12 protein-coding genes are annotated in these 13,139 nt (G+C 72.1%); 6 read left to right on the forward strand and 6 right to left on the reverse strand.

Features of this window, described 5'->3' with window-relative positions:
• Positions 1 to 165: 165 nt before the first annotated feature.
• The gene (locus ABGB05_RS13565; protein ID WP_347653748.1) at positions 166 to 1,887 is read right to left on the reverse strand and encodes a hypothetical protein; all 1,722 of its coding nucleotides are present in this window, start codon (positions 1,885 to 1,887) and stop codon (positions 166 to 168) included.
• A 273-nt stretch (positions 1,888 to 2,160) separates the two neighbouring features.
• Here ABGB05_RS13565 and tnpA point away from each other — a divergent pair, with 273 nt between their 5' ends.
• The 4 genes from tnpA to ABGB05_RS13585 are packed head-to-tail and all read left to right on the forward strand — an operon-like array spanning position 2,161 to position 5,780.
• A complete protein-coding gene (gene tnpA / locus ABGB05_RS13570) occupies positions 2,161 to 2,559 on the forward strand; it encodes an IS200/IS605 family transposase (protein WP_347653622.1) in 399 nt (132 codons plus the stop codon).
• On the forward strand, positions 2,560 to 3,777 hold the full coding sequence (locus ABGB05_RS13575; RefSeq protein WP_347653623.1) for a transposase: 1,218 nt from the start codon (positions 2,560 to 2,562) through the stop codon (positions 3,775 to 3,777). It begins immediately after the preceding gene.
• Positions 3,774 to 4,874 (forward strand): phosphatase domain-containing protein, encoded by a 1,101-nt coding sequence (locus tag ABGB05_RS13580; protein WP_347653624.1) that lies wholly within the window; start codon positions 3,774 to 3,776, stop codon positions 4,872 to 4,874. The genes ABGB05_RS13575 and ABGB05_RS13580 overlap by 4 nt, the downstream gene beginning before the upstream one ends.
• 57 nt (positions 4,875 to 4,931) lie before the next feature.
• Positions 4,932 to 5,780 carry a PhzF family phenazine biosynthesis protein gene (locus tag ABGB05_RS13585; protein WP_347653625.1) on the forward strand — a complete coding sequence of 283 codons (849 nt, stop codon included), beginning with the start codon at positions 4,932 to 4,934 and terminating at the stop codon, positions 5,778 to 5,780.
• Between the two features lie 19 nt (positions 5,781 to 5,799).
• On the opposite strand, the gene ABGB05_RS13590 is transcribed toward ABGB05_RS13585, so the two are convergent.
• Positions 5,800 to 6,897, reverse strand: coding sequence for a hypothetical protein (locus ABGB05_RS13590; RefSeq protein WP_347653626.1), 1,098 nt, complete (start codon positions 6,895 to 6,897; stop codon positions 5,800 to 5,802).
• A gap of 363 nt (positions 6,898 to 7,260) precedes the next feature.
• On the opposite strand from ABGB05_RS13590, the gene ABGB05_RS13595 reads away from it, so the two are divergent.
• Positions 7,261 to 7,821, forward strand: a complete 561-nt coding sequence (locus ABGB05_RS13595; protein WP_347653627.1) for a DinB family protein — start codon at positions 7,261 to 7,263, stop codon at positions 7,819 to 7,821.
• A gap of 77 nt (positions 7,822 to 7,898) precedes the next feature.
• Here the strand turns inward: ABGB05_RS13595 and ABGB05_RS13600 are convergent, their stop codons facing one another.
• The 4 genes from ABGB05_RS13600 to ABGB05_RS13615 form a co-directional block, all read right to left on the reverse strand.
• Positions 7,899 to 9,572 (reverse strand): thiamine pyrophosphate-binding protein, encoded by a 1,674-nt coding sequence (locus ABGB05_RS13600; protein WP_347653628.1) that lies wholly within the window; start codon positions 9,570 to 9,572, stop codon positions 7,899 to 7,901.
• Positions 9,572 to 10,333: a cyclase family protein gene (locus tag ABGB05_RS13605; RefSeq protein WP_347653629.1), complete on the reverse strand. Its 762-nt coding sequence runs from the start codon at positions 10,331 to 10,333 to the stop codon at positions 9,572 to 9,574. The genes ABGB05_RS13600 and ABGB05_RS13605 overlap by 1 nt, the downstream gene beginning before the upstream one ends.
• 156 nt (positions 10,334 to 10,489) lie before the next feature.
• Positions 10,490 to 11,800, reverse strand: coding sequence for an FAD-dependent oxidoreductase (locus tag ABGB05_RS13610; protein ID WP_347653630.1), 1,311 nt, complete (start codon positions 11,798 to 11,800; stop codon positions 10,490 to 10,492).
• On the reverse strand, positions 11,797 to 12,696 hold the full coding sequence (locus tag ABGB05_RS13615; protein WP_347653631.1) for an LLM class flavin-dependent oxidoreductase: 900 nt from the start codon (positions 12,694 to 12,696) through the stop codon (positions 11,797 to 11,799). Before ABGB05_RS13615 ends, ABGB05_RS13610 begins: the two co-directional genes overlap by 4 nt.
• 64 nt (positions 12,697 to 12,760) lie before the next feature.
• On the opposite strand from ABGB05_RS13615, the gene ABGB05_RS13620 reads away from it, so the two are divergent.
• Positions 12,761 to 13,138 (forward strand): helix-turn-helix domain-containing protein, encoded by a 378-nt coding sequence (locus tag ABGB05_RS13620; protein WP_347653632.1) that lies wholly within the window; start codon positions 12,761 to 12,763, stop codon positions 13,136 to 13,138.
• The last annotated feature ends 1 nt before the right edge of the window (position 13,139 follow it).

Here is a 13,139-nt window from a genome sequence, read left to right on the forward strand (position 1 = left end):
AAACAGCTGACCGGGCGGCGCCCCGCCGGTCCGCGACAGGGCTCGCGGTCCGCCCGGGAGTCTAGCCGGCCGGGGTGGCCTTTTTGCTGCTCAGGCCAGCAACGGGCGGGCGGCGGAATGATGTCGGACCGGTGGCCGGGAGATGACCGGGCAATGGCCGACGGCTCATTCGGGAGGTCGGACGGTGCGGTCCGGCCGGTAGATCCGGTGCTGGCCGACCTGCTGCACGGTCGCGGTCGCCCCGGTACGCCGCAGCAGCCGGTGCAGTTCGGCCTCGGCCGGACCACCGGCGGCGAGGACGAACGCCGGACGGTCCGCCGCCCCCACCTCGGCGGCGTACGGCCGGTAGCGGTTCTGCCCCGGCCGCAGGGTGTCGCCGACCACCGCACAGACCACCTGTTCCCGGGCGATGAACACCAGCCGGTTGCAGGTCCAGTACTCGCCGTACACCCGGGTGAGGTCGGCCCGGCGCAGGGTGTCGGCGAGCATCCGGGCCTGCCGTTCCTCGGCCCGGATCGTGCCGATCTCACCGACCAGCTGCGCCGTGCCACCCGCGACCAGCGCGGTCAGCAGGGTCAGCACGGTCGCGGCGAGCATCCCGGCCAGCCGCGCGGCGGGTCCCGCCGCGCCCCGTCCGGCCCAGCGGGCGACCAGCCACAGCGGCCAGAGCACCGCCGGAAGGGAGATCTGCAGGATCGACAGGTACCGGGCGCTGGCCAGCGGGGCGGTCGCGGCGGACGCGCTGCGGGCGTACGCGGCCAGGGCGAGCGCGGCGCCGACGAGGAGAGCGAGCTGGCCGACGTACCGGATCCGGGTCGCCGCCCGTCCGGCCTGGCTGCCCGGCTCGACCGCCGCGGTCGACGGACCGGGGGTCCGGCCCGACGGCCCGGCGTCCTTCGGCGCGGACGGTTCCGCGGTCGGCCCGCCGGCCGACCTGACGGCCCGGACCAGCCCGACGACCGCGAGGACCAGCGCGACGAGCAGCAGTGCCGGGTAGAGGCCGCCCCACCACATCTGCCAGGGCTGGCAGCGTTCCGGCGGGCAGAGTCCGGTGGCCAGCGGGAGACCGACCAGGATCGCCCCGTGCAGCCGCTGGCCGGCGGTGGTGACCACCGTCGTGCCCTCACTGACCTGCCGGAGTACCGAGATCGAGTCCTGTCCGGCCGGCGCGGTCAGGTTGTCCACGATCAGCGGGGCGACCCCGAGCAGGAACCCGACCAGCAGCAGCGGTCCGCCCCAGCCGAGCAGGGCCCGCCAGCAGCCGACGACCAGCAGCCCGAACGCGGCGATCAGGTACGGCAGCACCAGCCAGTCGTCCCAGACACAGAGCCCGGCGAGCAGCCCGAAGAGGCCGAACGCCCACCACCGGGGTCGGAGACGGCGTTCACCGAGGGCGAGGGCGATCAGCAGCAGGGCGAGGACCGCCGGTTTGATCTCGGGGCGCCCGCCGACCGCGGTGATCTGGTCCCGGATCACGCGTTCCGAGCCGAGTGCGAGCAGTCCGACGGTGAAGGTGGCCAGCCAGGGGGAGTAGAGTCGCCGGGTGAGTCGGTGGATCAGAAAGAGGAAGAGCGCGTAGAGCACGATCAGCGGCAGCCGCAGCAGTGTCCAGCTTGGAGTGAAGAGGACAAACAACGGCGCGGCGAGGAAGCTCTCCACGGTCCCCATGTAGTGCTGGCCGTAGAGGTACACCGGAAACGACCGGCCCTCGGCGATGTGCATCGCGACCAGGCCGAACGTCGCCTCGTCGCTGTTCGACCCCGGCACGGTGAGCAGGATCAGCGCCAGCCGGTAGCCGACCCCGAGCGTGCCGAGCACGAGCGCCACCGCGCCCGGCCGGTCGAGTGACCGGACCAGCCGACCTCCGCGCGGCACCGCCACCGACACGACCAACGCCCCCGTCGTCGTCCCGTCTCGGAGTCTTCCACAGTCGCAACGCCCCGAGGCCACGGATCGACGCAGGTGGTGGTGCGGCCCAGAGTTTTTGATCTTTCATGGACCCGGTAGTGGATCTGTCATGGCCCGGCTGGCGGGTCTGTGGCAGGGTGTCATGGTGTCGCTGAGCGGAATGCAGATCGCGCAGAGCCCCGGCTTCAGCCGTGGGGTTAGCACATCGAACCAGTGCGAACGATAGATAGCCCAGCGCTGTATGCTGCCCGGGTGTCCGTCACCATGCGGTCGAGCAGCAACGTTGTCTTCCAGTGTGCCTTTCACGTGGTGTGGTGCCCGAAGTACCGGCGGCAGGTGCTTGGCGGCCGGATCGAGGAACGGCTCAAGCAACTCGTCCATGAGGTCGTGGAGGAGAAGGGCGCGTGGCTGGTCGCGCTGGAGGTCATGCCTGACCATGTCCATCTGCTGCTCGAGGTCGATCCGCAGTATGGCATCCACAGGTTGGTCAAGGCCATCAAAGGCCGCACGTCGCGGGTGCTGCGCGAGGAATTTCCGTCGCTTCGCTCGCGGCTGCCGACGTTGTGGACCAACTCGTACTTCGTGGCGACCACGGGTGGGGATCCCTTGGCGGCGGTCAAGCGGTACGTTGAGCAACAGAAGGGCCGCTGAATGCTGACCGGCCGCCGCTACCTGCTGGCGTTCACACCCGGGCAGGCCGTCTACGCCGAGCAGGTGGGCGCGGCCTGTCGGGCAGTGTGGAACACCGCACTGGAGCAGCGCCGCGAATACCGACGGCGCGGGGCGTGGATTAACTACGTCGAGCAGGCCCGTCAGATGGCGGAGGCGAAGAAGGACCCGGACTGCACGTGGCTGGCCGATGCCCCGTCACACACGCTCCAACAGGCCCTGCGTGATCTGGACAGGGCGTGCCGCACGCACGGGACGTGGAAGGTACGGTGGCGATCCAAGACGCGTACCGCACCGTCGTTCCGGTTTCCCGACCCCAACCAGATCGCCGTGTGCCGGCTGAACCGCCGATGGGGTCAGGTTTGCTTGCCGAAGTTCGGCCCCGTCCGGTTTCGCTGGACCCGGCCGCTGGGCGGCACCATCCGCAACGCCACTGTTAGCCGCGATGGGGGGCGCTGGTACATCTCGTTCTGCGTCGAGGATGGCGTGGCGCGGGTGGAGCCGAACGGAAATCCGCCGGTCGGCGTCGACCGGGGCGTCACCGTCGCGGTTGCCACCTCCGACGGCGACCTGTACGAACGCGAGTTCGCCAACCCGGGCGAGCTACGCCGAATCCGCCGGTTGCAGCAGCGTATGGCCCGATCGTTGCGAATCCACGGCCGTAACCGGCGGTCTCAGCGCCGCGACGCCGTGCGCGCCCAGCTCGGCCGACTGCAGGCCCGCATCCGGGCACGCCGGGCCGATTTCGCCGCGCAGACTGCGGTGCGGCTGGTCCGCGAGCACGGCCTTGTCATTGTCGAGGACCTGCGGGTCAAGAACATGACAGCCAGCGCCAAGGGCACCACCGAGCAGCCGGGTCACAACGTCCGGGCCAAGGCCGGGCTGAACCGGGCCATCCTCAGCAAAGGCTGGGGCGGTTTCCTGGCCGCCCTCGAACACGCGGCGCGTTACCACGGAGCGACCGTCGTAAAGGTCAACCCCGCCTACACGTCGCAGACCTGCCACGCCTGCCGGCAGTTTGCACCCAAGTCCCGCGAGAGCCAAGCGGTCTTCCGGTGCGTTGCCTGCGGGCACCAGGCACATGCCGACGTGAACGCGGCCAGGAACATTCTCGCCGCCGGGCTGGCGGTGACACGACGCGGAGACCTCGCCGATAGGCGGTCTGCGAAGCGTCAACCACCCGAGGGGTTAGCGGCGTGAACGCGCCTCAACCACGGGAATCCCCCGGCTTCAGTCGTGGGGGGGAAGTCAAACCCGCCGGTCAGGCGCCCGCGCCCCGGCTGCACCGGGCGGCCCGCATCGAGGACGCGGTGCACCAGTTCATCGAGCGCCGGCTGGGCCAGGGCGGCTGGGACGTCACGATCGTCCCGTACGCCGGGTACGGCGCCCCGGGCTGGATCCGGGTCCTGGGCCGGGTGCTGCTGACCCGGCTGCGCCGCCGGCCCCGCCGCCGCCCCGAGAAGGTACGCGGCTGGCGCAGCTTCGCCACCCTGCCGGTGCAGCACGCCCCCGTGGTGATCGAGGCGGGTGGCCGCCGGCACGAGGCCCGGGCGGACCGCAGCGGCTTCATCGACCTTGTTGTCGAGGCTGACCTGGCACCCGGCTGGCAGAGCGTACGGCTGTGTAGTCCCGGTGCCGACCCGGTCGACGCCCCGGTCCGGATCGTCGACCCGGAGCTGCGCCTTGGCATCATCTCCGACATCGACGACACGGTCATGGTCACCGCCCTGCCCCGCCCGTTGCTCGCCGCCTGGAACACGTTTGTGCTCGACGAGCACGCCCGGATGGCGGTGCCCGGGATGGCGGTGCTCTTCGAGCGGCTGGTGAACGCGCACCCCGGCGCTCCGGTGCTCTACCTCTCCACCGGTGCCTGGAACGTCGCGCCGACCCTGACCCGGTTCCTGTCCCGGCACCTCTACCCGGCCGGACCGATCCTGTTGACCAACTGGGGGCCGACCGCCGACCGCTGGTTCCGCAGCGGACGGGAGCACAAGCGGGCCACCCTGGCCCGGCTGGCCGAGGAGTTCCCGGCGATCCGGTGGCTGCTGGTCGGCGACGACGGCCAGCACGACCAGGAGATCTACGCCGACTTCGCGGCCAAGTACCCGGACAGCGTCGCCGGCGTGCTGATCCGCCGGCTCTCCCCGACCCAGGCGGTGCTGGCCGGTGGTTTCCCGGCTCCGGCGGACAGCGTCGACGGCAGCAGCCCGGCCGCCGGGCTGCTCGGCGAGCGGTGGTTCTGCGCCCCGGACGGGGCGGGACTCTGGCGGCTGCTCCGGGAGGCCGAGCTGGCCTGATCCCCTCGGCCGGATCCCGGCCGGGGGACGCGGTGACCTCCCTGGTAGACAGGTCCGGTGCGCCTCCGTCTGATCCAGATCGACGCCTTCGCGGACCGGCTGTTCGAGGGCAACCCGGCGGCGGTGATGCCACTGCCGCGGTGGTTGCCCGACCCGGTGCTGCAGGCGATCGCGGCCGAGAACAACCTCTCCGAGACCGCCTTCCACGTCGCCGACCTGCCGCCGGAGGCCGGCTCGCCGCCGGACGGGGAACCCGGCTACCACCTGCGTTGGTTCACCCCGGTGACCGAGGTCGACCTCTGCGGCCACGCCACCCTGGCCGCCGCCGCCCAGCTCTTCGACGACCTGCACACCGACGCCGAACGGCTGCACTTCTGGACCCGCAGCGGCTGGCTGCCGGTGACCCGCAGCGACGACGGCCGGCTGGAGCTGGACTTCCCGGCCGGCCGACTCCGGCCGGTGCCGGCGGACGACCCGACCTCCGCCGCCGCCACCGCCGCGCTCGGCGTCGAGCCCGAGGTACGGCTGGTGGACACCGACCTGGTCTACGTGCTGGCGGACGCGGCCCAGGTCCGTGCGGTGGTCCCGGATTTCACCGGCCTGCGGGACCTTCCGGTACGCGGAATCGTGGTCACCGCCCCCGGCGACACCGACGGGGTCGACTTCGTCTCCCGCTGGTTCGGCGCCGCCGCCGGGCTCTTCGAGGATCCGGTGACCGGTTCGGCGCACAGCCAGTTGGCGCCGTACTGGGCGGACCGGTTGGGTCGGGACCGGCTGACCGCCCGGCAGCTCTCCGCCCGGGGCGGCACGGTCGGCTGCGAGGTCGTTGGTGACCGGGTACGCCTGCGCGGCGCCTACCGCCGTTACCTCGACGGGGTCGTCCTGCTGGCGGAGGACCGTTCATGAGTGGCCGCCGGGGCACCGGTCAGTCCGCCGGTTCCACGGAGCAGGCTTTTGGTCGGACACACCGCGAGGTCCAGGCCCGTCGCGCGGTCTCGACGGCCGCCTGCGGGTCGCGCATGACCGATTTTCCGGCGATGATCGCAAGAACCGGCAGGTCGAGCCGCCCGAGTCGTTTCTTGCTGATCCTGGTCGGCTGCGGCAGCCGAAGCCTGTAGTGCTGCATGCCCGCTTCGATCATGTCGGCGACCGGCTCGTCGCCGACCGGCACGCCGCCGGCGGTGTAGGAGTTGAAGCTGTCCCGCCAGGAGCCCGGCAGCCACGGCAGAGCGGCCGGGATCGAGCGCACGATGGTGCCGAGCGGCATGTCGGCGAAGACGTACACCGGGTCGACGACGGTCATCGACGCGATGTGGTCCGGTCGGTGCAGGGCGAGGTTGACCGCGGTCCAGCCGCCGATGGACAGGCCGACGGTGTAGACGTTGCCGATTCTCAGTAACTCGGGCACGTTGTCGGCCCAGACCGGCGTCGCCGAGGCGCGTCCCGGTAGCAGCAGCAGCGGAAGGTTCCCGCCGCCTGTGGTGCCGGCACCGGCGCTGGCGAAGCGGTAGACACGTACGAAGCCGAAGTCGGTGCGTACGTCGATGGTCTCCGCCGGGGTGGGCAGGACGGCGAAGGCCGTCCGGTGAGCCCGGAGGAAGCGGTCCTGTCCGTCGGCGTTGTCCCAGTGTCCGATGGGAGCGGGCTTACGCATCCCGAAGACAACGACGAGGGCGACGAGCCCGATCACGCTCAAGGAGATCCGTATCCGACGTGATGGCGGGCGGAGACGATCGTCGCTGAGCGGGGCTACGCCGGAGCGTCGCTGGCCGCCATCGCCGAACGCGCCGGCATCACGAAGGCGGCCGTGCTGTACCACTTCCCCGCGAAAGCCGCCGTCGTGTGCGCTGCCCACGAGCACGTCCTCTCCGCGCTCGTGGGCGACGTCGCTCGTGCGGTCGACGCCGCCGACGTTGCTGACCGGCCCGCCGCGTACGTCAGGTCGATGGTGGGACATCTGCGGGAGCACCCCCGGCACACCCGCATGGTCATCGAGGCGATGGTCCACGACGACGTCGAGCACGATCCGGCCGCCCGCTGGCCGAACTCATCGACGCGGCCCGACCCGCGCGCGGAGGCAGTGGTGACACCGACGTACGCACGACGGCGATCATCGTCGGCGGGGGTGTCGACGCGATCGTGGCCGAACGACTCCGTGACCCCGACTACGACACGGCGGCGGCGGCCGAGCAGCTCATCGAGATGCTCGGCAGGATCCTCGGCCCGTGACCACGGGCAACCTCGCGCCCGGCCGGCGGATGCCGGGGTGGGCCCTCGTCCTCAGCCCTGTCAGCGGCCTCGCAGGTTCGCTCCGACGCGTGACGGGCGGAAGTGTCGGTGGCCATCGGTACGGTCGACGTGACCGTACGTCGAAAGGGACACCATCATGAGCAGCGCCGAGACCACGGTAAGCGAGCAGAGCACCGTCAGCGAGCAGAGCACCGTCACCGGCGAGCGGGCCGACCTGCTGGAGTCACTGGCCAGGCACCGGTTCTTCCTCCGCCACACCGTGCAGGGGATCACCGACGAGCAGGCGGCCCAGCGGACCACCGTCAGCGCGCTCTGCCTCGGTGGGCTGATCAAACATGTGGCCGCGACCGAGCGCGAGTGGGCGAACTTCATCGTCGACGGACCGTCCGTGATGCCGGCCTGGAACGACCCCGCCACCTACGAGCAGCACGCGAACGACTTCACGATGGTGCCGGGGGAGACCCTCGCCGGTTACCTCGCGGAGTACGAGACGGTGGCCGCCCGTACCGACGAGCTGGTCCGGACCCTGCCCGACCTGGACGCCGCCCACCCGCTGCCGGAGGCGCCCTGGTTCGAGCCCGGCGCCACCTGGTCGGCCCGACGGGTGCTGCTGCACATCATCGCCGAGACCGCGCAGCACGCCGGGCACGCCGACATCATCCGGGAGGCCCTGGACGGCCAGAAGACGATGGGCTGACCGCAGGGTTCGCGTCTCGGCCGGGCGCCACGGCGCGGCCGCGTGCCCGGCCAGCGGTCTGTTGAGGATCCGCCCGGTCAGTGGCCCCGGAACGCCTCCTCCAGCCACCACGCACCACGCTCGCTGGTGATCTTCGCGTCCAATACCAGCGGCTGACTCCGAGGCCCGGCGAGCCAGTCCCGTACCGGGGCGAGGTCGTCGACGTCCCGGACGGTCAGCGCGGCGCAACCGTAGCCCCGGGCGATCGCGGCAAGGTCGGTGTCGGGGAAGCGGACCAGCTCCAGCGGGTGCCCGTCCGGTCCGAAGTGGTGCACCTCGGCGCCGTACGCCGCGTCGTCGTAGACCACGACCAGCAGCGGCAGGGCCAGCCGGACGGCGGTGACCAGCTCGGCCGCCGACATCAGGAAACCGCCGTCGCCGAGTGCCGCGACGGTGAGCCGGTCCGGCCGGGCCACCGCCGCGCCGAGCCCGCTGGCCAACCCCAACCCGATCGACTGGAACGCCTGGGTGAAACAGAACCCGGTGACGTCCGGCACCGACAGGAACATCGACGGATAGCCCATGAAGTTCCCGGAGTCGACCGCCACGGTCCGCTCCGCCGGCAGCAGGTCGTCCAGGCCGATGGTCAACGTCCTCGGGTCGATCCGCCCGTCGACGCCGCTGTCCGGATAGGGCACGTCCCGCCAGCGGCCCTGTTCGGCGATCCGTCGCCGCAGCTCCGGAGTCCGCTGGGTACGGGCCGGCCGCTCCAGACCCGGCTCCTTCTCCAGCCAGCGCAGCGCGTACCGGGCGATCCGGCCGACGTCGCCGCTGACGTACGCGTCGACCCGGGGATGGTCGGGCTGGACGGGTGACCGGTCGACCTGGACCACGGTCGCCGACGGGGAGATCAGCCGGCCGTGCCGGGTGGTCCACATGTTCAGGCTGCTGCCCCAGGCGACAACCAGATCCGCGTCGGCGATCAGTTCCGCGGCCAGCGGGGTGGCGAAACCGCCGGAGACGTCCAGATACCACGGATCACCGGCGAACAGTCCCTTCGCCGCCGCCGACACCGCCAGCAGCGCGTCGCACTCGTCGGCCAGCCGGACCAACTGGTCCCGGGCGCCCCGGGCACCCCGTCCCGCGACGAAAACCGGCCGTCGAGCCTTCGCCAACGCGGTGACCAGGGCCTCGACGTCGGGGACCGGCCTCGGCTGGACCTCGACCCTGCTGTGCCGGGCCGGCACCTCGACCGTCCCGTGCGAGGCTGGCACCTCGACCGCCTGGACGTCCAGCGGCAACCGCAGCAGCACCGTCGCCCCGTCGGCCGCTGTCCGGTACGCCGCGCTGACGTCCACGACGACGTGCTCGGGGCGTACCCGGTGGACGTCGGCGCCGAGCGCGGCCGCCAGCCCCGGCAGGTCGAGGTGGAAGTTGGACCGGGGCGAAGTCGCCTCCGGGGCCAGCACCAGCAGCGGCGTACCGCTCTTCGCCGCCTCGGTGATCCCGGTCAGCGCGTTGGTCAACCCCGGTCCCTGGTGCACCGAGAGCACCCCGACCTGACCCGAGGTACGGGCGTAGCCGTCCGCCATGCTCGCCGCGCCGCCCTCGTGTGCCGCCGCGACGAACCGCGCACCGGCCGCCACCAGCGCGTTCGTCACGTGGAAGTTGCCGCTGCCGACCACCCCGAAGACGTGCCGCACCCCGAGGGCGGCCAGCACCCGGCCGACCACCTCGGCGACCGGCATGCCCGCCCGGCTGGCGTCCGCCACTACCGCTCGACCAGGGCGAGCACCCGGCACGGGCTGCCGGAGCCGCCCACGATCGGCAGCGGGCCGGCGATCACCACCGCGCCGGTCGGCGGCAGGGTGTCGAGGTTACGCAGCTGGGTGAGCCCGTACTTGTCGGCACCGAGCAGGAACGAGTGGCACGGGAACGGCGGGTCGAACGAGTGCGCGGCGCCGGCGTCGGTGCCGACCGTCTCCACCCCGACCCCGAGGACCGACGTCTCCTCGGCCAGCCACCTCGCACACTCCACCGAGATCCCCGGGGTACGGCCGGCGTTGGCGTACCGGGCGGCGTCGTCGCCGTACACGTCCCAGCCGGTCCGGTAGAGCAGCCAGCCGCCGGCCGGCAGCCGACCGTGCTCCGCCTCCCACGCCTTCACGTGCGCGATCTCCAGCAGGAAGTCGGGGTCGGCGGCCGCCTCGGCGGTGTGGTCGAGCACCACCGCCGGGGCGATCAGCCGACCGGTCGGTACCTGCGACACGTCGTCGCCGTGCCGCCCGGAGACCCAGTGCACCGGCGCGTCGAAGTGGGTGCCGGTGTGCTCACCGGTGGAGATGTTGTTCCAGTACCAGGCCGGGCCGCGGTCGTCGTACCGGCTGATCTCGTGCAGGGCGAACGGCACGGTCTGGCCGAACGGCTCCGGCAGGGTCAGGATCGGCGTCTGCGCCGAGAGCGGGGCGGTGAGGTCGACAACCTCCACCCGGCCGGTGGCGAGCGCGGCAACAAGATCTCGCAGCACGGTCATGGCGAGCAAGGTACCGGACCGGAGGCCCGCCGAAACCCGGCGATCGGTCGATGTCCACCGGTGCGCCCGGTCAGGCCGTGCCGGGGTTGGCCGGTCGAGGTGTCCCGGGCCGCCGCCGGTGACCCGGGCGTCCACCAGGGACGGTCGCCGCTCGGGTCACCGCAGGTGGGGCGGGCGGAAGACGGCGTCCGGGTCGTACCGCCGCCAGAGGTCGGTCACCCGGCGGCCGGTCGCCCCGGGATAGCTCCGGTCGAAGCTCGCCCGGCTGGGCCGGCTCTCGAAGTTGACGTACGCGCCGTCGACCCGGTCGGCCAGCCGGCGCCAGGCGCGGTCGAGTCCGGCCCCGGCCCGGGGCGGGAACGTCGAGGCGACCACCAGGGTCCGCTGGTGTCGGTGCGGGTACGCGGTGGCCTCCGCCGGTACGTCGTTGACCGCCCCGCCGACCGACCGGAGCTGCACCAGCGCCCGGTCCGGGCCGGAGGCGGTCGCGACCAGCGCCGCCGCGTCCTCGTGGGACATCCCGGCGAGTAGTCCGTTGGTGGTCTCGGCGGGCTGCTGTCCGACGTTCGCGTGCAGGTGTGCCGTGGAGACCAGGGCCGGGTACGGGACCACCTGGCTGCTCTGGTCCAGCAGCCCGGTGCCGATCTCGGTCAACGGCCGGACCGCCTCCCGCAGCCGACGTGGATGCCCGCTGGCGACCACCGCCACGATGGACAGCGCCGTCCCCCGCCCGTACGGCAGCAGCGAGACGGCGGTGCTGAGTTCCCGGGGCGCCTCGGCCAGGTAGTCGGCCCACTGCCGCAGCGCCAGTCCGTCCCGGCCGGCCTCGACGACAACCTGGGCCACGCCGATCCGATCGAGTTCCATCGCCTCGATCTCGAACGCGGTGACGATGCCGACCCCGCCGCCGGCGCCCCGGACGGCCCAGAACAGGTCCGGTTCGTGGTCGGCGTCGGCCCGGACGACGGTGCCGTCGGCGAGCACCACCTCGACCGCGCGGACGTGGTCGATGGTGAGACCGTACTGCCGGACGAGCCAGCCGACGCCGCCGCCGGTGGCGATACCGCCGACCCCGACGTTGCCGTGGTCGCCGGAACTGATCGCCAGCCCGTGCGGGGCGAGCGCCTGCGCCACCCGGGCCCAGCGGGCACCCGGCCCGACCCGGACCAGCCGGGTCCGCCGGTCGAGCACCTCGACCCGGTTCAGCGCCGACAGGTCGATCACCACCCCGCCGTTGTTGGAGGAGTGGCCGTGCAGGCCGTGCCCGCCGCTGCGTACCGAGATCGGGCCGGCCTGCTCGCGGGCGTACCGGAGCGCGGCGACCACCTCGGCGGTGCTGGCCGGCAGCAGCACCGCCGCCGGGCTGAAGGTTTTGGTGTACGTCGAGCGGAGTGTCGGATACCGACTGTCCCCGGGTACCACGAGTTTGCCCCGGAGCGCGTCCGGCAGCCGGTCGAGCGCCGTCATCGCCGCCCCCGGATCTCGTCGACCGCCTGCCGCACCGCCGGTACGACCGTGCCGGCGAAAACGTCCAGCTGCTGCTCGTGGGCGGTCATCGGCCAGAAGACGAAGGTGTCGAAGCCGAGCTCGACCGACCAGCGGGTGAGGGTGTCGATCCAGAGTCCGGCGGGGCCGACCAGTCCCTGGCCACCCCGGTACTCGCCGATCGCGCCGATCACGTTGTAGATCCGGCGTACCTCGCCCGGATCGCGGCCGGCGGAGCGGGCGGCGTCGTCGATGATCCGCTGTCGCTGCGGCACCTCGTCCGGTGGCACGTAGATGTTGAGCGGGGAGATCCAGCCGTCGCTGTGCCGTCCGGTGACCTCGAGCATTCGGCGGCGTTGGCTGCCGAGCCAGATCGGGGTCGGTGCCGTGGGTACCGGTCCGGCGGTGTACCCCTCGATCTGGTGCTGCCGGCCGGGGAAGACGACCGGGCCGCCGGCGAGGGCCCGCCGGAGGATCTGCAGCGCCTCCTCGGTGTACGCCACCATCTCGCCACCGGAGCGGCGTACCCCGCCCATCCCGGCGATCGCGTCGGCGAACGCGCCGCCGCCGACGCCGAGGGTGATCCGGCCGCCGGTGAGCGCGTTCAGTGACGCGGCGGCCTTGGCCAACATCGTCGGTGGACGCAGTTGCAGGTCGGCGACGTCGCTGAGGAACGAGATCCGGTCCGTTCGGGCGGCCAGGTGACTGATCAGCGTCCAGGTTTCCAGGTAGCCCGGTTGGTAGGGATGGTCCTGTACCGCGAGGTACTCCAGGCCGCCGTCGGCGGCGGCCCTGGCCAACCGTCCGGTCCGGGGGGCCTGCTCGACCGACGGGTCGAGGCTGAGGCCGAAGCGCAGTTGTTGTCCGTAGTCGGTCATGGCCCAACCGTCGCGCCCGACGGCCAGGCTGGCAAACCCAGGATTAGCTGCTTACTATTGATTAGTGACTACGACCCGAGAACGTACCCCGAAGGGCCCGACCGCCCGGTTCCCGCACATCGACGACCGCGGCTGCCAGAGCTTCCAGGACGCGCTGGAACTGGTCGGACGCCGCTGGTCCGGAGCGATCCTGCTGGCCGGCCTGCGCGGAGCCCGACGATTCACCGAATACCGGGCGATGGTGGACGGAATCTCCGACCGCCTGCTCGCCCAGCGGCTCAAGGAACTCGAGGCGGACGGGCTGATCGTCCGCACCGTGGTGCCGAGCATGCCGGTGCAGATCCACTACTCCCTCGCCGAGGAGGGCTTGGAGTTGATGCGGGCGCTCCAGCCCCTGATCGACTGGGGCAACCGCCGCCGGCACGGCGCAGTGGGCGGCTGAG

It is taken from the genome of Plantactinospora sp. B5E13, from assembly GCF_039871775.1.
In the GTDB taxonomy this organism is placed as follows: Bacteria; Actinomycetota; Actinomycetes; order Mycobacteriales; family Micromonosporaceae; genus Plantactinospora.